14 protein-coding genes are annotated in these 18,512 nt (G+C 66.9%); 7 read left to right on the forward strand and 7 right to left on the reverse strand.

Going from position 1 to position 18,512, the window contains the following annotated elements; genetic code table 11:
* Nucleotides 1–136: 136 nt before the first annotated feature.
* A complete protein-coding gene (locus DLM85_RS21765; protein ID WP_111480293.1) occupies nucleotides 137–358 on the reverse strand; it encodes a hypothetical protein in 222 nt (73 codons plus the stop codon).
* A 60-nt stretch (nucleotides 359–418) separates the two neighbouring features.
* The gene (locus DLM85_RS21770; RefSeq protein WP_111480294.1) at nucleotides 419–1,021 is read right to left on the reverse strand and encodes a hypothetical protein; all 603 of its coding nucleotides are present in this window, start codon (nucleotides 1,019–1,021) and stop codon (nucleotides 419–421) included.
* A 137-nt stretch (nucleotides 1,022–1,158) separates the two neighbouring features.
* Here DLM85_RS21770 and DLM85_RS21775 point away from each other — a divergent pair, with 137 nt between their 5' ends.
* Nucleotides 1,159–1,740: an NADAR family protein gene (locus DLM85_RS21775; RefSeq protein ID WP_207891079.1), complete on the forward strand. Its 582-nt coding sequence runs from the start codon at nucleotides 1,159–1,161 to the stop codon at nucleotides 1,738–1,740.
* A 24-nt stretch (nucleotides 1,741–1,764) separates the two neighbouring features.
* Entirely contained in the window at nucleotides 1,765–2,022 is a 258-nt protein-coding gene (locus tag DLM85_RS21780; protein WP_111480296.1) for a 4a-hydroxytetrahydrobiopterin dehydratase, read from the forward strand.
* A gap of 13 nt (nucleotides 2,023–2,035) precedes the next feature.
* On the opposite strand, the gene DLM85_RS21785 is transcribed toward DLM85_RS21780, so the two are convergent.
* On the reverse strand, nucleotides 2,036–3,751 hold the full coding sequence (locus tag DLM85_RS21785; RefSeq protein ID WP_111480297.1) for a T9SS type A sorting domain-containing protein: 1,716 nt from the start codon (nucleotides 3,749–3,751) through the stop codon (nucleotides 2,036–2,038).
* 183 nt (nucleotides 3,752–3,934) lie between these two features.
* On the opposite strand from DLM85_RS21785, the gene rsmI reads away from it, so the two are divergent.
* The 4 genes from rsmI (at nucleotide 3,935) to DLM85_RS21805 (ending at nucleotide 7,503) form a co-directional block, all read left to right on the forward strand.
* Nucleotides 3,935–4,633, forward strand: coding sequence for a 16S rRNA (cytidine(1402)-2'-O)-methyltransferase (gene rsmI, locus DLM85_RS21790; RefSeq protein ID WP_111480298.1), 699 nt, complete (start codon nucleotides 3,935–3,937; stop codon nucleotides 4,631–4,633).
* Entirely contained in the window at nucleotides 4,602–6,269 is a 1,668-nt protein-coding gene (gene lnt / locus DLM85_RS21795; RefSeq protein ID WP_111480299.1) for an apolipoprotein N-acyltransferase, read from the forward strand. The genes rsmI and lnt overlap by 32 nt, the downstream gene beginning before the upstream one ends.
* A 78-nt stretch (nucleotides 6,270–6,347) precedes the next feature.
* On the forward strand, nucleotides 6,348–6,695 hold the full coding sequence (locus tag DLM85_RS21800; protein WP_111480300.1) for a hypothetical protein: 348 nt from the start codon (nucleotides 6,348–6,350) through the stop codon (nucleotides 6,693–6,695).
* Nucleotide 6,696: 1 nt separating this feature from the next.
* Entirely contained in the window at nucleotides 6,697–7,503 is an 807-nt protein-coding gene (locus DLM85_RS21805) for an inositol monophosphatase family protein (protein ID WP_111480301.1), read from the forward strand.
* A gap of 282 nt (nucleotides 7,504–7,785) precedes the next feature.
* Here DLM85_RS21805 and DLM85_RS21810 read toward each other — a convergent pair whose 3' ends face one another.
* From DLM85_RS21810 to DLM85_RS21820, 3 genes are all read right to left on the reverse strand, one after another.
* Nucleotides 7,786–8,637, reverse strand: a complete 852-nt coding sequence (locus DLM85_RS21810) for a DUF4382 domain-containing protein (RefSeq protein ID WP_111480302.1) — start codon at nucleotides 8,635–8,637, stop codon at nucleotides 7,786–7,788.
* A 267-nt stretch (nucleotides 8,638–8,904) separates the two neighbouring features.
* Nucleotides 8,905–12,333: a tail fiber domain-containing protein gene (locus tag DLM85_RS21815; RefSeq protein WP_111480303.1), complete on the reverse strand. Its 3,429-nt coding sequence runs from the start codon at nucleotides 12,331–12,333 to the stop codon at nucleotides 8,905–8,907.
* A 240-nt stretch (nucleotides 12,334–12,573) separates the two neighbouring features.
* Nucleotides 12,574–14,367 (reverse strand): sensor histidine kinase, encoded by a 1,794-nt coding sequence (locus tag DLM85_RS21820; RefSeq protein ID WP_133257195.1) that lies wholly within the window; start codon nucleotides 14,365–14,367, stop codon nucleotides 12,574–12,576.
* A gap of 265 nt (nucleotides 14,368–14,632) precedes the next feature.
* Here DLM85_RS21820 and DLM85_RS21825 point away from each other — a divergent pair, with 265 nt between their 5' ends.
* Nucleotides 14,633–15,265, forward strand: coding sequence for a response regulator transcription factor (locus tag DLM85_RS21825; protein WP_111480305.1), 633 nt, complete (start codon nucleotides 14,633–14,635; stop codon nucleotides 15,263–15,265).
* 78 nt (nucleotides 15,266–15,343) lie between these two features.
* Here DLM85_RS21825 and DLM85_RS21830 read toward each other — a convergent pair whose 3' ends face one another.
* Entirely contained in the window at nucleotides 15,344–18,439 is a 3,096-nt protein-coding gene (locus DLM85_RS21830; protein WP_111480306.1) for an AsmA family protein, read from the reverse strand.
* Between the last annotated feature and the right edge of the window lie 73 nt (nucleotides 18,440–18,512).

Here is an 18,512-nt window from a genome sequence, read left to right on the forward strand (position 1 = left end):
GGAGGTAGGAGGTAGGAGGTAGGAGGTAGGAGGTAGGAGGTAGGAGCCTACGCGGCATGGGCTGTGGGTGGTTGCTCGGCGCCAACAAAAAAGCACCGCCGGGTGGGCGGTGCTTTTGCTAAGTATCGGGCGGGGCTTAGTGGCCGCCGCCGTAGCCGGGCTTGTCAATTTCCGGCTTCTCCAGGTTGCGGTTCGGGTGGCGCTGGGGCGCGTCCTGGGCGTCCTGCTCAAGGCGGTCCTCGGTCTGGTCGTCGCGCTGGTTGACGGGCAAGCCGGCGGCTTTGGGTTGCTCGGTGGCGGTGGGGCCGCCGGGCTGCTGCTTCGAGGGCTCGTTGCCCTTGCTATTGCTGTGTGACATGGCTAGTGGTGTTTTGGTTGGGGAAAGGCACGGCGCCCGGAGGCACCGCGGGCCGCGGGCCTAGAAGCCCTTGGCAATGCCCGATTCCTGGGCATCGGGGTCGGTCAGGTCGGCGTTGGTATCGGGGCGGGCGTCGGAGGCCTTGGAGTTGTAGTCGATGGCGCCGCCGGTGGAGGCGCTACGGCCGCCCCGCACCCCGTCCGAGTCGGAGGCGTCGATATCGTCGTCCTCATCGTCGCCGAAGTCATCGAGGCGGTCCACGGCGTCGAGGTCGTCGGCATCGGTGAGGTCTTCGCCGGCATTGCGGGCGCGGCGCGAGTCGCCGTCCGTTTCGCTGAGGGCGTCAGGCAGGCGGCGCGGGTCGAGCACGTCGGGCGTAGGCATGTCCTCGTTGGGTACCACGGGGCGGCCTTCGTCGTCGCCGCGCATGTTGTCGGCGGGGTGGCCGGGCTTGTCGGCGTCTTCATTCACCGACACGGCCGAAATGCCGTCGGAGGAGTCGGTGCCGAAGCCCTGCTTCCCGTCGCGGTTGCCGAAGCCCCCGCGGGCGGCCTCGTTTTTGGGCGGATCGGCGCCGGGGATGATGTGGCCGGCCTGCAGCTCTTCGTCGGTGGTATCGTTGGGTATTTCCCGCACCGGGCGGTTTTTCGGGTCGATGGACATGGGCGTTGGCTGTGGATTGGGAGGGAGTAACGGGTTCTGGAAAGGTGTACTGCGCCCGGCGCGTTTGGGTTGCCGAATGCCGCCCGCTGCGTATGTTGGCAGCCGAACCGGCTTCCGTTAGCCCGCCGCCGCCCCTCATGGACCACGAATACCTCGCCGCTTCGACCCGCAGCCTGGACGAGCTGCTGCAGCACCTGGCCGCGGGCCACGCCGTTAAGTACCTGTTTTTCTGGGGCCACACGCCCGCGCCCGGCGCCGCCGGCGTGGGCAAAGAGTGCCTGAGCCAGTGGTACCCGGCGCCCTTCACCATCGAGGGCACGCGCTACCCCACGACTGAGCACTGGATGATGGCCGAAAAAGCCCGCCTGTTCGGCGACGAAGTGAACCGGCAGGCCATCATCGAGGCCGCGCACCCCGACCAAGCCAAGAAGTTCGGCAGGCTGGTGCGGGGCTTCGACGCGGAGCAGTGGGAAGCGGCGCGCTTCGGCATCGTGGTGCGCGGCAACGAGGCCAAGTTCGGCCAGCACCCGGCCCTGCGCGACTTTCTGCTGGCCTCGGGCCCGCGGGTGCTGGTGGAAGCCAGCCCCGTCGACGCCATCTGGGGCATCGGGCTGGCCCAGCACGATGCGCGGGCCCCGAACCCGGCCGCCTGGCGCGGGCTGAACCTGCTGGGCTTCGCCCTGATGGAAGTGCGGGCCCGTCTGCACCGGCAGCCGTAACCTAATTCTTTGCCTTTCCTGCTTATGTGGACCGAAACCGACAACGCGCTGCGCCGCACCTTCCGCTTCAAGGACTTTCAGGCGGCCTTCAGCTTCATGACCGACGTGGCCGAGGAAGCCGAGTACCAGGACCACCACCCCTGGTGGGCCAACGAGTACAACACGGTGGAATTCCGGCTGCGCACCCACGACGCGGGCAACACCGTGACCAAGCGCGACCATAAGCTGGCCGAGTCCATCGACAAGCTGGCGGCGGAGTACGGCGGGCAGGTGGTGACGTAGCCGCTGCGCGGGCTTATTCCACCACCAGGCGGCTGATGAGCGGGCGGCCGGCGGCCGTCAGCCGCAGGGCGTAGAGCCCGGGTGCCAGCCCCGTCAGGTCGAGGGGCAGCCGGGTGCTGCCGCTCGTCACAGCGTAATGACGTACCGGCCGGCCCAGGGCATCGAGCAGGGTGAGGGAAGTGCGGGCGGCGGCCGGAGCCGGCAGCTGCACCGTCAGCATGTCGTGGGCCGGGTTAGGGAATGCCGCTAAAGCCACTGGGGTGGCCGGTGCCGCTGCGGGCAGCAGCGTAGGGTCATTCAGTACGGCCAGGTAGCCGGTCTGATAGGGTGCAGCCGTCGTGAGTACCTGGCTGCCAAAGGTGGCCGTGCCGCGGAAGTTGCCGCTCACGTACACTCGCGGGCTATGTACGGCAATGCATTCGGCCGGGAAGTTGGCATTGGCGGCCGCGCCCTGGGCCCAGGCAAACTGGGCCGAGCTGCCCGCGTCGGTTATGCTGGCTACGAACAGTCCGCCCGTACCGCCGCTGGTCAGAACGGAGCTGCCGTAAGCGGCGGTAGAGCTGAGCTGGTAGCCGGCAACCAGCACGCTCGTCCCGTTCAGGGTCAGCGCGCGGACTTCCTCCGCGTCGCTGCCGCCGGCGCGCAGGGCCCACACGAAGCTGGCGCTGCTGCCCGCGTCGCGCAGCTTGGCCACGTAGGCATCGACTGGAGCAGGCGTTGTGCCGGTGCCGCCCTGGGCATTGGTCAGCGTCAGGCCGCCGAAGGTGGTGGTGGGGCTGCCAAACGAGCCGGCCAGGTACACCTCGGTGCCACGAGCGGCCAGAGCGCGCACGTACTCGTAGCCGCCCCCGCCGATGGCCTGGGCCCACGCGTAGCTGCCGGTGCTGCCCGCGTCGCTGAGCTTGGCCACGAATACGTCGGAGGCAAAGCCCGAGCTGCTGTTAGTAAGCGTGGTGGTCCCGAAATCGGTAGGAGCCGAGCTAAACGTACCCGCCACGTACACGTTGGCCCCGCTGACGGCCAGGGACTGGACCGCCCCACCGCCCCGCTGCCCCCACGCTTCGGCGACGGTGCTGCCCGCGTCATTAAGCTTGGCCACAAACATTTCGCTGCCGCTGGGGCGCTGGTTTACCAAGGTAGCCGCGCCCACGGTCAGCGTGCCGTTGAAATTACCCGTCACGTACACGCCGCTGCTCTGTACGGCCACGGCCAGTGGCAGCACGTCGGCGCCGCTCAGGGCATGCACCCAGGTAAAGCTGCCGGTGGGGCCGGCGTCAGCCAGCTTGGCCACAAACCCGCAGCTGATGCCCTGCCCGGTGACGGTGATGGAACCGAAGGTCGTCGGGTAGCTGAACTTAAACCCCGTCACGAACACATTGCCGCCCTGCACCGCTAGGCCGCGCACGTCCACGCGGGCGCTGGCAATGGTGCTGTTGGTGGCCTGCGCCCACACGAAGCCCGCGGCGGGGTTCCATTTTGCCACGAACAGGTTGGTGCCAGTGCCGCTGAGGGTGATGCCGCCCAGGTGCAGGTCGCCCGCAAACGAGCCGGCGATGAACACGTTGCCGGCCGCATCGGTAGCCGAAGCGCGTATTTCAGAGAAGTCGGTGCTGCCGGTCTGGCCCAGGTCGACGGCCTGCTGCCAGGCTGGCGCCTGCGCCCAGCCCAGGCGGGCCGTCAGCAGTAGCAGCAATAAAGACCAGAGTTGCTTGCGCACGAGGTAGGTCACGGGTAATGGAACAGGTTGAATGAATAGGAGGCGAAAACCGACGGGCCGGTGGTCCCGGCGTAAAAGCGGATAAAGCTATAGTTTCGTCCGTAGGCGTGCAATACACCTGGCTCAGCGTCCGGCCGCCGCGAGAATCGACGGGCCGCCGCGGCATCGGCGTAATCTGTGGGTTAGCTTTGCACTATGTCGACTGTCACTCCCGAGCCCGCCGCCCTCTACATCGTGCCCACGCCCATCGGCAACCTGGAGGACATCACCCTGCGCGCCATCCGCATCCTGGGCGAGGTGGACGTGGTGCTGGCCGAAGACACGCGCACCAGCGGCCGGCTGCTGCAGCACCTGAACCTGAAGAAGCCCATGCTCAGCTACCACCTGCACAACGAGCACCAGACGGTGCAACGGGTGCTGGACCGGCTGGAAAAGGGCGAGCGGATGGCCCTGGTGTCGGATGCGGGCACGCCCGGCATTTCCGACCCGGGCTTTTTGCTGGTGCGCGAGTGCCTGGCCCGGGGGCTGAAAGTGGAGTGCCTGCCGGGCGCCACGGCCTTCGTGCCGGCGCTGCTCAAGTCGGGCTTCGGGGCCGAGCGGTTTACCTTCGAGGGCTTCTTGCCGGTGAAGAAGGGCCGGCAGACGCGCCTGCGCGAGCTGGCCGCGGAAGTGCGCACCATGATTTTCTACGAGTCGCCGCACCGCATCGTGAAGACGCTGGAGCAGTTTGCCGAGGCCTTCGGGCCGGAGCGGCCGGCCTCGGTGAGCCGGGAGCTGACCAAGCTATTTGAAGAAACGGTAACCGACTCGCTGGGCGCATTGGCGCAGGAGTTTGGGGGCCGCACCACCATTAAAGGAGAAATTGTCATTGTCGTTCAAGGACTTCGCGAATAAGCCCTGGCTGCTGACGCTGCTGGGGCCCGTGCTGCTGTGGGTAGGCTGGCCGGTGCACCCGGCCCCCGCGCCGCTGCTGCTACTCGTTGGGCTGGTGCCGCTGCTGCGGCTGGCCCAGGTGCTGCGCGCCCAGGGGGCCAGCGGCGGCCGCTGGTGGCGCTGGGCCTACCTCTACCTGCTGCTCTGGAACGTGCTGACCACCTACTGGGTGGCCTACAGCACCGTGGGCGGCGGCATTGCGGCCAACGTGCTCAACGCCGCCCTGCAAAGCCTGCCGCTGCTGGCCTTCTGGCACACGCGCCGCCTGGCGGGCCGGGCAGTGGGCTACCTCTCGTTCGGGGTGTACTGGCTGGCCTTCGAGCAGCTGCACCTCACCTGGGACCTTTCCTGGCCCTGGCTGACGCTGGGCAACGGCTTCGCGGCCGTGCCGGGCTGGGTGCAGTGGTACGAGTACACGGGCCAGCTCGGCGGCTCCGTGTGGGTATTGCTGGCGAATCTGGCCATCTTCCGGGCTGCTTTCGGGGCGGCCGAGCGGGTGGAGCTGCCCGCGCAGCACGCTTTCGTGGTGGCGCGGCCCGCGGTCCGGCCCGCCCGGCGCTGGCTGTTGCCGGCGCTGGCCGTAGCGCTGCCGCTGCTGGTGTCGTTCGGCATCGGCAGCCGCTGGCAGGAGCGGGGGCCGGCGGCCGAGGTGGTGGTGGTGCAGCCCAACGTAGACCCGTTCGAGGAGAAGTTTGAGGGCGGGGCGCGCTACCTCTCGCCCGAAGCCCAGCGCGAGCGGATGATCCGGCTGACGGAGCAAACCGTGACGCCCCAAACGCGGCTGGTGCTCTGGCCCGAAACCTCGCTGGAAACCTACCACTGGGAAAATCAGCTGGCGGCCCACCCGGACCTGCTGCGCATCCGGCAGTTGCTGTCGGCTCACCCGGGCCTGCGGCTGGTATCGGGCATGACGTCCATCGGCACGTACCCGAGCAAGGAGCAAGCCTCCGAAACGGCCCGCTACCGCGACGACGTGGGCTTTTACGACGTCTACAACGCGGCCCTGCACGTGGACGGCGCCACCGGCCCCACGCAGGTCTACCACAAGTCGAAGCTGGTGCCGGGCGTGGAGAAGGTGCCGGGCTGGCTGAACTCGGCCCTGGGCACCATCAACCTCGGCGGCGTGGTGGGGTCCTACGGCAGCCAGGATACGCGCACCGTATTCCGGGCCCAGTCGCCCGCCACCGACAGCAGCCTGCGCGTGGCCCCGGTTATCTGCTACGAATCCATCTACTCCGACTACGTGAGCGAGTACGTGCGCCGCGGCGCCACGCTCATCGGCATCATCACCAACGACGGCTGGTGGTCCGACTCGCCTGGCTACAAGCAGCACCTGCTCTACGGCCGCCTGCGCGCCATCGAGACGCGCCGCGACATTGCCCGCGCCGCCAATACCGGCGTGTCGGCCTTCGTGAACCAGCGCGGCGACATCGTGCAGCAAACCGGCTGGTGGACCCAGGCCGCCAGCCGCTACGTGGTGCACCTCAACGACGAGCTGACCTTCTACGTGCGCTACGGCGAGCTGCTGGGCCCGGCCGCGCAGGTGCTGGCCGGGCTGCTGCTGGGCTGGGCGCTGCTGCGGCGCTTCGTGAAATGATTTTTCGCCGGGCATCCCTCGTCCGCACACCGAACCGCTGGTCGACCTAGTCAAGCCCCCTGCCACGCCCCAACCGCCATGCGCCAGATAGCCCGCGTGCCCCGGCCCACGATCAACATCGTCCGGCTGATGATTTACCACGATGGTGTCGGCGCGTACCTGTTCGGGTTCGACACGCTGGTGGATGCGGGCTGCCGCTGGGATGAGTGGTACGAAACAGCAGAAGACGCCCAGGGAGCGGCAGAACACAACTACGGCGTGGGGCCGGCCGACTGGCAGCCCATTCCCGATCCGCTGCCGCACTGTTACGAAACCTGCATTGCGCCGGTGCGCCCCAAAGGAAGCCCGGACGGCAACCCGCAGCACGGTCGGCTCGAAACGCTTGTCAACAACGAATGGGTGGATTTTCACCCCGAACAACTCTGATATGGACCTCCAGCAACTCACCCAGCTCAGCCACCAGGTAGCCGAAGTAGCCCGCCAGGCCGGCCAGTTTATCCGCCAGGAAGCGGCCAGCTTCGACCGCGGCCGCGTCGAAAACAAGGGCCTGCACGACATGGTGTCGTACGTCGACCAGGAGTCGGAGCGCATTGTGGTGGCCGGGCTGCGCGCGCTGCTGCCCGAGGCCGGCTTCATCACCGAGGAGGGCACCGCCGGCCCGGCCAACCGCGCCGAGCAGTTCACCTGGATTATCGACCCGCTCGACGGCACCACCAACTTCATCCACGGCCTGCCCGTCTACTCCGTCAGCATCGCGCTGATGCAGGGCGCGGAGCTGGTCGTCGGGGTGGTGTACGAGGTGAATCAGGACGAAACGTTCCGGGCCGTGCGCGGCGGCGGGGCCTTTGCCAACGAGCGGCCCATCCGCGTATCGGACGCGCCCACGCTCAGCAAGTCCTTGGTATCCACCGGCTTCCCGTACAGCAACTTCAACCGCATCGACCCCTACCTGGGCATGCTCAAAGAGTTTATGCGCGAAACCAACGGCGTACGCCGCGTGGGCTCGGCCGCCATCGACCTGGCCTGGGTGGCCGCGGGCCGCTTCGAGGCCTTTTTCGAGTTCAACATCAACTCCTACGACGTGGCGGCCGGCATTCTGCTGGTGCGCGAGGCCGGCGGCCGCGTCACGCAGTTCCTGGAAGACGGGGACCCGATTTTCAACCGTGAAATCATTGCCAGCAACGGCCACGTCCACGACGAGATGATGCAGATTATCCGCCCGTTCTGGGAGTAGGCAGCGGCACCACCGGCCGTCATTGCGCGCGAACCACAGGTCGACGTCGTCAAGCGCGGCAACCACCGGAAGGCGTAGCCAATCGGTCCTGACCCACGGGCCAGCCTTAACAACAGCACCGCCCGAAACCAGTAACTCCGGTTTCGGGCGGTGCTGTTGTTGGTTTCTGCCAGTTGTACCGTATCTGCTACTAGCGGAAAGCGTTCCTCGCTTGACGACGTCGACCTGCGGTTCGCGCGCAATGACGGCCGGTGGTGCCGCTGCTTTCCTGTGTCGCTCAGCTTACGGCTGCAGGCTCACGTTGTCGATGGTCGTCACGGCGTTGTTGGTTACCGTCACGCCGCCCTTGGTGGCGTTCTGGTAGGCGTTCTGCCCGCTCGGGGCCGAGGTCGTCGGGAAGTATTTCACGGTGTAAGTGCCGGCCGGCAGGCTCCAGAGCTGGTAGGCGCCGCTGGCGTCGGCCATGGTGCTGAAGGTATCGGGCACGGTGATGCTGCTGCGGATGGCCAGCACCTGCGGCGCGGCGGCCGCAGGCGACACGGTGCCGCGGATGGCCCCGTTCAGATCCTGCGCCACCACCCGGATGACGGGCTTGAGCAGGTACCGCTCGTTTTGGTTGCCGTTGCCGTTCCCGTTGCCGCGCTCCACGATGGACTTGGCCACGTCGAAGTCGAGCAGCAGCTGGTAGGTCTGGCCCGCGGTCAGGGTCACGTTCTGCAGCTTGAGCTTCACGCCGGAGGTTTGCCCGCTGGGCGTTTTCAGCGCGTAGGTGTTGCCGTCGCGCCCCACCACGAAGTTGTTCGGGCCGAGCACCAGCCGGATTTCCTGCGGCGTGCCGGGGTTGAAGTCGGTATCGACGAGCAGGGCCGAGCGGCCGTTCACGTACTCCAGCACGTTGATGGTTTGGGGCGTGAAGGGCAGCACTTCCCAGCCGCTGGGGTCGTTTTCCGGCTTCAGGTGCAGCTCGATGCGCTGCACGTCGAGGCGAACGGCGCGGAAGTCGCCGGGGGCGTCGGTGAGGCTGATGCGCAGCTTGGCGGCGCCGGATTTATCGTTGTCCTTGCCGCAGCCGGCCAGGGTAAGCAGGGCGCCCAGGGCCAGGGCAGAAGTCAGGAATGGGACGTTCGTTTTCATCGGCGGGGGAAAGTTGTTAGTCAGAAAATACAACTTTAAACCAGCTCAGACGGCTGGTTTTTCGGAAGTCGACAATAAATATACCATTTACTTCGACACCGAAATTTCTCCCCTAACGCAGCTTCGGGCCGAATGGATACACCCCCGAAACGAAAACGCCCACCCGGTTGGCGGGCGGGCGTTTTTGCGCCGTATCAAAATTCTTCGGGCGGGCCGCACCGAAATTGGTATAGCGACTTAGCCATCGGCCGCAGCCCGGCTGACGGCTTACTTCGCCTCGGCCCGGGCGCCCAGCAAGGCTTCCAGGGCTTTCAGGCGCTGCTGCAGCTCGGCCGTCTGGGCCGCCTGCGTCTGCAGCTGCTGCGTGGTCTGCGCCTGGGCGGTGCCGGCGGTGGCTTGCAGCGTGGCTACCTGCTGCTGCAGGCGGGCGTTGTGCTGCTGCAGCTCGGCCAGCTGCCGGGCCAGCTCCTGGGTGGCCGACACGTTCAGCATGGCCAGGGCTTCGTAGTCGACGGTGCGCACGTCCGGGTGCTCCAGACCGAAGACGAACACCTGCTGACCGGCCAGCTGCCGGGCGCCGCGCACCAGCAGCGTGGTGCCGCGGGCCGCTTTCACCGTACCGACGACTTCGCCGGCCTTCGTGATAAGCCGGATGCGCTGCCCGGCTTTGGCGGCCGTGGCCGGGGCGGCCGGCAGCGTCAGGCGCAGCAGCGAATCGGCTTCCATTTCAACGTTGGCGGCCTGGGCGTAGATGTCGGGCAGAAAACCGCTGTGCTGGCTCACGGCCTGCGGAAATACCTGCTCCACTTCCTGGGCAATAACTTTTTTGAACTGCCGGCTGCCGTACTGCACCCGGTCGCGCATGGTATAGTCGGTGATGCGGATCTGGCTGAGCAAAGCCAGGTCCTGGGCGGCGTTGCTCAGGCCGATGATGGACTTGAGGCGGCGGTCGGAAGTGGCGTTGAACTCGGTGGCCAGCACGCGGCCGGTGGCGCGGATGCTTACCGGGCCGGTATTACTGGCCGTCGAGCCGCTGGTGGCCGTGCCGTTGCCGGCGGCGGCGAAGTAGGCGTAGGCGTAGTTGCCGGGCGTCACCGAGCCCTGCACGTCGAGCGGAAACGAGGGGATATTCGTACCGATGCCCACGCGGCCGCCCTGCCCGTCGTCGGCCAGGATGGTGGTGCCGCGCAGGTAGTTCTTGTTGTCGCCGGAAAAGCGAATCCACGAGTCGCCGGGCAGGTGCACCGAGCCGTTGGGCACGTCGAGTTCCACAACGGGCGCGGTGGTGCCGATGCCGAGCTTACCCCCCTTCAGCACCATCGGTATGCTGCCGCCCCCGGCGTTAAACTGGCCATCGTTGTGCGCTCCGCCCACAATCCAGGCAAAGGACTCGCCCGAGCGGAAGTACTGCGTGCTGTTCTGCACCCCGATGCCGTAGGCAGTGCCCCACAGGTTCAGCATCTGCCGGGTGGTGTTGCCGAAAGCCAGCGTGGCGCTGCTGCCGGCGGTGTTGAGGCCCACGCCCAGGCGGTTGTTGACTTTGTCCCAGCTCAGCTGATTGGCATTGCCGGCCAGCCGGTTGTTGTCGCTGAACAGGATGGCCCCGTCGGCCTGCCCGGTTTCGGCCTGGGTCAGGCTGATGGCGGGTGCTTCGGCGGGCCGGTTGGGCGTCAGGCGAATATAGCCGTTGCCGGTCTGGTAGCCCTGGGTGTGAATCACGTTGGTGGCGGCGGTGGGGTCGGCGTAGGAGCTGCCGCCGCCGCCGCCGCCCATCGGCCGGGCGCCGCCGCCGCCGTAGTAGCCGTCGCCGCCGTCGCCGCCGTTGTAGATGGTCGTATTCGAGCCGCCAAAGCTCCGGGTCTGGCCGCCGTCGCCGCCGTAGCGGAACCTACCGGCCGTAGCAGTAACGGAAGTAGTGCTGCCGTGCCCGGTGCCACCCACGCCCCCGCCGGCCGTCTGGCTGCCGCCGCCGGCGCCGTGGGAGCCGTTGGCGCCGGTGAGGCCACCGCCCGCGCCGCCCGCCTGCACCGGTGGAGCCCCGGTAACCTGGTAAAACTGGATGCTGCCCGCCTGGCCGCCGCCCCCGGCCACCAGCAGTAAGGTCTCGGTGCCGTTGGCTGCTACATACGACACGGAGCTGGCCCTGCCAATTCCGGTGGCCTCCGTCAGGTAAAGTTGGGCGCCGGGCGTGACGGCCAGGGTGGCCTGCACCCGCCCGCCTTTGCCGCCCGGCGAAATGATCGGGGGGCCTACCGGGTTCAACGACTGCCGCGCCTGGCCTTCGGAGCCGGCCATGTCGATCAGCACGCTGGTAACGCCCGGGGGCACCGTCCAGGCGCGGGAGCCTTCCAGCGACTGGGTCGTGCCGATGGTTTCGGTCCAGTAGCTCCCGTCGAACAGGCTCAGGTGGTTAGTCGAGGTATTGAACACGACCAGCCCGGCGGCCGGGTTGGCAATGGCGTCGCGCTGGGCCTGGGTTACGCGCGGGGGCAAAAACCCTCTGGTGGTAGCCGTTACGTCGAGTTGGGCCGAGGCGGCCGGGGTGCTGGTGCCGATGCCCACGCTGCCGCCGATGCCTACAGTGCCGCCGTTGCTGATGCTCAGGCCACTGCCGCCGCCGTTGCCTACCAGCTGGCTGGTGCCCAGATTCAGGTTCTGCGTGGCGGTGTGGTTGCCCAGGTTGTCGGCTCCCACGGGCAGCGTGATGCTGTTGCCACCCGAGATGCCCAGCTGCTGCCCGGTCAGCGTCAGCGTCTGCGGCGCGGGCGCCGTAGCGGCAGTGGTTTGCACAGTGTTGTCAGGGAAGCGGAAGCCGCCCGCGCTGCTGTAAATCTGCCCGGCCACCTGCAGCTTCTGCGTCGGGTTGGTGGTGCCGATGCCCACGCCCGCGCTGCCTTTCGGCATCAGGTTCAGGGACTGATCAGTGTTGGAGCCCGCGGCATAGAGCGAGTTGTAGCCGATGCCTATGCCTTGGGTGCCGTTCCAGTGCCGAAACTCGGCTCCGTTGCTCGCGTCGTTGAAGTCGCCGGTGATGTAGAGCGGCCGGTTCGCGGCGTGGGAGCCCGTGCGGGCGGTGCCGACCGCCACGTCGAGGCGGTTGGTGGGCGCGGTCCGGCCCAGGCCCAGGTAACCCACGTCGCTGAGCACCATCTGGACGCTGCCGCCCGCGCCGGGGTCCGTCTGGTTGCCGGCGTACGTACCGCCCTTGTACCAAGCAAAGCCCCCGCCCGAGCGCAAGGCCAGCGTGTAGGGCTGCACACCAATGCCATAGTCGGTGCCCCACAGGTTAAGCTGCTGCGTCAGCGCGCTGCCGAAGTTGATGACGTTGCCGTTCATCGTTAGCGCCCGGGTGGCCGAGTGGTTGCCCAGGTCGTCGCCGGCCGAGCTGGGGTTCAGGTAGGTCCAGGCCGAGCCGTTGTGGTACCAGAAGCCCAGCTGCACACCGTCGGTCTGGTACACCAGCAGGCCCCGGGCCGGGCTCTGAATAGCAGCCCGCTCACTGGCCGTCATGCGCGGCGTGAGCAGGCCCTTGGTCACCGAATTAAGCTCCAGCAAGGCCGAGGCATCGGGCGCACTGGTGCCAATGCCCACCGAGCCGGTGGTCTGGGCCAGCGCGGCGGGGCCCAGCAGCGTGAGAAACGCCGCTACGGCGCCACCAAGGGCGCTGCGCGTGCTAGAACGTAGAGAAGGGTGCATACAACAGGGGTAAAGAGCTGGTCGAGGCCCTCCATCAGTCCGCCCGTTACACCCGCAGGCGAGAGGCAACCGAAGCCGATGAAAAGCTCCACAAAACTTCGCCCGTGCGGCGGCGCTGGCAAACGTCACTTGTACCGCATGTGGGTGATGCGCCGGTGTTTTTTTGCGCTTTTCCGGGGTCGGTTTCGTGCAGCGGTCCGAAGTCGGTCCGGCCGGGCAGTTGCCAGCCGGCCCCTCGGGCTACCCCAACGGCACCTCCAGCTGCACCCGAAAGCCGCCCTCAGGCCGCGGCCCGGCCGTGAGCCGGCCGCCCAGCGACTCGGCCCGGCGCAGTATGCTGCGCAGGCCCAGCCCGTCGGTGGCGGGCCGCACCGCCGGCTGGCCGTCGTCGTCGATGGTAAGCTGCAGCTGGCCGGGCTCCCGCCGCAGCCGGGCGCGCACGTAGCTGGCACCGCGGGCGTGCTTGACGGCGTTGGTCACGGCTTCCCGGAACACCAGGTATACCTGCTGGCGCAGCAGCTGGGGCAGCACTTCGTCGTCGGGCCAGCCCTCGGTCAGCAGCTCGGCTTCCAGGCCGGTAGGGGCGGTGCTCTGCTGGAGAAAGTCGCGCATCCGGTCGAGCAGGGAAGTGGTGTTGTCGGCCTGCGGATCGAGGCCCCAGACCACGTCGCGCATGGTGCGGGCGGCCGTGCGGCTGTTGGTCAGCAGGCGCTCCACGGCGGGGGAGTGGGCCGGCTGCTCGGCGCCCAGCAGCTCGGCCTGCAAACTCACGCGGGTAAGCAGCGTACCCACTTCGTCATGCAGATCGGCCGCCAGGCGCTGACGCATGTTCAGCGTGGCCGTGGCCGTGGCCAGCAGGTGCCGGGCCCGCAGCCACACCACCACCGCCACCAGCAGCAGCACGGCGCCCAGCAGCACGGCGCCCAGCAGCAGGGTGCGCTGCCGCAAGGTGGCCTCGCGAGCCTGGGTGCGGGCCTGCAGCTGCTGAATGTGCTGCCGCTGCCGGGCCAGCTGCTGTTCCCGCTGCCGGGTGGCGTACACGGCATCCAGCTCCTGGGCCTGGCGACGGGCGTTTTCGTCGAAGGCCAGGCTGCTCAGCTTGGTGAAGCGCTGCTGGTAGGCCAGGGCTTCGCGGTAGCGGCCCAGCTGGCTCAGCGCCGTTATGGCCGGCGTCAGAAAGTCGCACTCCACGCGCTTGTTGCCGACGCGCCGGGCGTCGGCAATGGACGGCTGCAGAATCCGCAGCGCCGCGGCGGGGCGCCCTTCGGCCAGTTGCAGCCGGCCGGCGGTCAGGTTGATGCACACCTGCGTTAAATCGGTGGCGCTGACCGAGGGGTACACCGGTACGGGATGCTGCCGGACGGCGGCCGGGCGCATGGAATCCAGGCAGGCGCGGGCCAGCGGCAGGTCGTGCTGGGCCAGGGCAAACTCGGCCAGGTTGTGCAGCCCGATGACCAGGGACAACCAGGCCCGCTGCTGCCGGCAGATGCGCACCACCTGCTCCAGGTACTGGCGTTGCCGGCGCAGGTCGTGGGTTTTGCCGGCGACCATGGCCAGCATATCGTAGGCCCGCGCCTGCTGAAACAGCCGGGCCGAGCCGCCGGCCAGCCGCGCGGCCGCCTCGCCCCAGCGCCGGGCGGGGTCCAGCTGGTTGGTCATGGTGTAGGCGTAGCTCAGTTCGGCGGCTACTTCCGAGCGAAGGGCCGAGTCGGCAGCCGGGTTAAGCACCTGCTGCGCCCGGAGCATGCTGCTCAGCGCCCGGCTGGGCTGCTCCTGGTAGAAGTAGTAGCGGCCCACCGTCATCCACAGGTGGGCCCGCACCTTGGTGGGCAGCGCGGGCCGGCTGGCCAGCCGCTCGGCCACGGGCAGGCGGGCGGCGGTTGGCCACTGATCGGCGAGGCGTAGCTGCGTGCGGCGGGGCCAGCGGCCGAAGTCGGGGTGGGCCAGGCTGTCCGGGGGAGCCGGCTGCGCTGCGCCCGGCCGGCCGGGCAGCAGGCAGGCAAGAAAAAGCCAGATCAATAAGGCGTTTTTCACGGCGAAGAGGCAACGGCGCTAATACGGACCGGAAGGGTCGTCGGCCAACCAAAAACTACAGTTCAAGCCTGAAATCCGGCGTCTGGCTGGTTTGAGCCGGTACCGACGGCCCCGACCCCAATCAGCCAGCCAAGTTCGGCTGGCCCCGGCTGGCCGGCAAGCGGGTGTTGTACCGCATTTCGGGGACGCATCAGCCGGCCCGTCACCCACATGCGGTACAGCCCGCGTTTGGGTCCGGCGCCGCGCATTGCCGACCTTTGCCCGCATGGAGAAGATTCGCCTGGCCCTGGTCGAGGACGACCCCGAAGTACGCGCCCTGCTGCACGCTTACCTGTGCCAGCAGCCCGAGCTGGACTGCGTCATCGTGGCCGGCTCGGCCGAAGATTTCCTGCAGCAGCTCACCGAGGTGCGCGTGGGGCCGCAGGTGGTGCTGCTCGACGTGCAGCTGCCCGGCCTGAGCGGCATCGAAGCCCTGCCGCTCATCCGCCAGCGCCTGCCCGAGGCCGACGTGCTCATGCAAACCGTGTTCGACGACGCCGACACCATCTTCCAGGCCCTGCGCCAGGGCGCCACCGGCTACGTGCTCAAAAGCGCCGCGCTGACGGAATACAAGGCCGCCGTGCTCGACGTAGCCCGGGGCGGGGCGCCCATGAGCCCGGCCGTGGCCCGCAAGGTGCTGGCTCATTTCAAACCCCTGCCCCAGACGCAGCCCGGCCTGCTCACCGAGCGGGAGCAGGCCGTGGTGCAGGGCATCGTCGATGGGCTGGGCGACAAGCAGGTGGCGCACCGCCTGGGTCTCTCGGCCGAAACGGTGCGCACCTACGTCAAGCGCGTCTACAAAAAGCTGCAGGTGAGCAGCCGCACCGAGCTGGTAAGCCGGGTGGTGCGGGGGAATTAGAGTGTTTAGGGTAGGCGGGTGTGAGGGCAGGAGTCGTTAGCACGATAACTCCTGCCCTCACACCCGCCTACTCCAAGCCTAATTGCCGCCGGCCTTGGCGGTATCGGCCGGCGCCGATGCGGGCGGGGGCGTGGATGCCGGAGCGGGCGTGGTGGTCTTTTTGGGCTTGCCGAACAGGTTGCCGATGCCTTCCTTGGCCTTCTGCTTGAGCTTGGCCTCGGCTTCCAGGCGCCGCTTCTCGAGTTCCTGGGCGGCCTTGGCCTGCAGTTCCAGCTGCTTTTTTTCCAGCTCTTTGCGGGCGCTGTCCTGGGCCACCTGGGCCTTGGCCGCCAGCTTCAGCTTGGCGTCGTCCACCTTGCTCTGCACCACGCTGGTCACCAGGCTCTTGGCCAGGTCTTTGGCTTGGGCTTTGGTGCCGGCGGTGGTCAGCTTCACGTCGGGGTTGGTGATGGAGCCGCCGATTTTCAGGCCCATCGTCACCCGCTCGGTGCCCTTGATATCCTGCACGCCGGTCAGCTGCGTCAGCTTGGCATTGAGCGCGTTACCAATTTTGCCGGTGGGCACGTCCAGGGCCATGACGTAGTCGACGCCGCCGCCCACGTTCGAGGAGCCGCCCACCGTGGCCTTGATCTGACCCACGGTGAAGTCGAAGGGCTTCACAATGAAGTTGCCGTTGAGCATTTCGGCCGCCACGTCCTTGTTGTTGACGGCAAAGTTCTTCAGCTCCTGCAGCTGCGTCAGGTTGCTGATTTTGGCAAACACCGGCGAGGTGCCCACGGCCGCCCGCACCACCTCAAACAGGCCCTTGCCGGTCAGCGTGCTGTACACCGGCATCATGTCCTGGCCCATTTCCCCGCTCACCGAGAAGTTGGTGCCAAAGATGCCCTCCACCTGCTGGGCCAGCGGCAGCAGCTTTTTCACCGCGGGGAAGGCGGCAAAGGCGCTCTGGAAGTTCAGGTTCTTGATGTTCAGCCCGAAGTTGAACTTGGGGTGCTGCAGGTCGCGGCTGTTGTAGCTGCCGTTGGTGGCAAACTGCCCGCCCAGGGTGTTGAAAGTCAGCCCGTTCATGTTCACCGCCTCGTCTTTCACCGTCAGCGCGCCTTTCAGGTTGTCCAGCTTCAGGTTGTCGTAAATCACCTGGTCCACGTCGGCGTTCAGCTTCAGGTCGAAGAACTTCGGAATCTGCAGCACCCCGTCGGCCGAGGCGGTGGTGGGGGCCTGGGTAGCCTTCTTGGCGCCGGCCGAAGCCTGTCCGTCGGGCTCCACCATCCACTCGTTCACGTTGAAGCGCTTGGAGTTGACGTTCAGCGTGCCACGCAGGGGCTGACCGGGCGTAAACAGGTAGCCCATGTAGTTGCTGATGACGCCCGAGGCCTGCACGTCCGAGGAGCCCACGAAGCCGGTCATGTTCTGCAGCGTGATGCTGGCGTTGTTGAACGCGGCCGTAGCCTGCGTCACCTTCACGCCCTGCGGCAAATCGGCACTCTTGTAGGTCACGTTCTGGGCATTGACGGTGCCCGAAGCCACGATGTTCTGATACCGCTCGGCCTCGATGTCGGCCATGCTGCCCTTGGCGGCCACGTTGCCGTTCAAGCGACCCGTCACCGTCATGCCCTCCAGCGGGAAAATCTTGGTCATCTTGGTCAGGTCGATGACGCCCTTCACGTTGGCATCAAACACCGGCTTGTCGATATTCTGGGCGGCCAGGCGGCCCTCCAGCGGCTCCCCGTCGAGCAGCATCCGAAACTGCGGCAAGTCGATGCGCGTGTCGTTGACCTGCCCGGTGGTGTTGACCACCGTGCCGTTCACCGTCAGGTTCTCGATGGGCGCCGGGAAGGCCTTGGCTTTCACGTAGCCGTTGGTCAGGCGCAGCGCGGCCCGGGTCACCGGCATCTGGGTTTTGGAGTAGGTGCCCTTGGCCGTGGCATCCACGAACAAGAGCCCGCGCAGCACCATATCCGGCACCGGGTACACCTTGGTGGCCTCGGCCAAATCCACGTTGGCCTTCACCCGGCCGTCCACTTTCATCGGCTCCAGCCCGTCGATGCGCACGTTGCCGTCCACCGGGTTTTTGCCCAGGTCGAGGTGAAACTTCTTCACGTCCACCACCACGTTGTTGGTGAAGCCCGAGGGGTTGTCCACCTTCATATCCACGTTGATGTTCTTGGCGGCCTGGGGCAGGTCGGGGTAGTGGAACATGCCGTTGGTAATCTGCAGGTTCACCCCGTAGCCCGGCATTTTCACGTCGTTTTGCACGCCCTTGAAGTAGCCGTCGAAGGCCACCTTGCCCGAGGTTTCGATGTTCTGGAAGTCCTTGGTAAACACGCCCGGCACCAAACTCAGGATGTTCTTGAAGTCCGTTTCCAGCGCCTTGAAGGTCAGGTCGTAGGTAATATCGGTGGCATTCGGCAGCCCGATCTGGCCCTGGAAGCTGAACGGGAAGTCGTTGAGCCGCACCTGGTTGTCCTTGAAGGTGAAGTTCATCTTCGCCAGGTCCATGCCCATCGTCATGTCGGCCGTCAGCTTCTTCTTGTCGACGTAAGTGGTGCCGTCGTACACCATCGTCAGCGCCTCGGCCGTGGTGGTCGACTTCATATCGAACACGTCCTGGGCAAAGTCGCCCGAGCCCGTGTGGTTGATGCCGCGCAGCTCCATGCCGAAGGGAATTGTCAGGTCCTCGTAGCGCACCCGCCCATCCTCAATTTTCCAGCCCTTGATGGCAATTTTGGGCGAAGCCGTCGTGTCCACGCCCTTGCTGGCCAGCGCCGAGTCCGGAATGACAATGTCCCAGTTGGCGCGGCCGCTTTTGAGCACCCGGGCGTGAATGTCGGGCCGCTCCAGGTTCACCTGGTTGATCTTGATTTCGTTGCCGCTGATGACGCTCATCAGATCCAGCCCCACGTCGAGGCGCGGCAGGTAGGCCAGGGTGTCGCGGGCAAACGAGTCGGTGCCGATGACCCGCAACTCCTCAATGCTCAGGTCGAGGTCGGGGAAGGTGCGCAGCAAACTCACGCTCACGTTGTCGGGCTGGTACTCCACCCGCGCCGCCAGCTTCTGGGCCAGCTGCTGGTCGAGCGCCGCCTTGAGCTTGTCTTTAAAGAGCACCGGCGCCAGCGCCACGGCCGCGACGAGGACCACGAGGAAAATCAGCAGCCCCAGAAAAAATTTTCGCATGGGTTAAGTAGTTGGCAACTAGCGTACAACTCTCACAGGAGCCGAATCTGCCAGTCGAGGTGGCAACTTAAAG

Origin of the sequence: Hymenobacter edaphi (assembly GCF_003258365.1) — a bacterium.
Lineage (GTDB): Bacteria > Bacteroidota > Bacteroidia > Cytophagales > Hymenobacteraceae > Solirubrum > Solirubrum edaphi.

What these genes read in the sequence shown, in the direction of transcription:
- DLM85_RS21825 (WP_111480305.1), top strand. Translation starts at nt 14,633, where the DNA reads ATGGAGAAGATTCGCCTGGCCCTGGTCGAGGACGACCCCGAAGTACGC.
- DLM85_RS21810 (WP_111480302.1), bottom strand. Translation starts at nt 8,637, where the DNA reads ATGAAAACGAACGTCCCATTCCTGACTTCTGCCCTGGCCCTGGGCGCC.
- DLM85_RS21770 (WP_111480294.1), bottom strand. Translation starts at nt 1,021, where the DNA reads ATGTCCATCGACCCGAAAAACCGCCCGGTGCGGGAAATACCCAACGAT.
- rsmI (WP_111480298.1), top strand. Translation starts at nt 3,935, where the DNA reads ATGTCGACTGTCACTCCCGAGCCCGCCGCCCTCTACATCGTGCCCACG.
- DLM85_RS21805 (WP_111480301.1), top strand. Translation starts at nt 6,697, where the DNA reads ATGGACCTCCAGCAACTCACCCAGCTCAGCCACCAGGTAGCCGAAGTA.
- DLM85_RS21765 (WP_111480293.1), bottom strand. Translation starts at nt 358, where the DNA reads ATGTCACACAGCAATAGCAAGGGCAACGAGCCCTCGAAGCAGCAGCCC.
- DLM85_RS21780 (WP_111480296.1), top strand. Translation starts at nt 1,765, where the DNA reads ATGTGGACCGAAACCGACAACGCGCTGCGCCGCACCTTCCGCTTCAAG.
- DLM85_RS21815 (WP_111480303.1), bottom strand. Translation starts at nt 12,333, where the DNA reads ATGCACCCTTCTCTACGTTCTAGCACGCGCAGCGCCCTTGGTGGCGCC.
- DLM85_RS21800 (WP_111480300.1), top strand. Translation starts at nt 6,348, where the DNA reads ATGCGCCAGATAGCCCGCGTGCCCCGGCCCACGATCAACATCGTCCGG.
- DLM85_RS21830 (WP_111480306.1), bottom strand. Translation starts at nt 18,439, where the DNA reads ATGCGAAAATTTTTTCTGGGGCTGCTGATTTTCCTCGTGGTCCTCGTC.
- DLM85_RS21775 (WP_207891079.1), top strand. Translation starts at nt 1,159, where the DNA reads ATGGACCACGAATACCTCGCCGCTTCGACCCGCAGCCTGGACGAGCTG.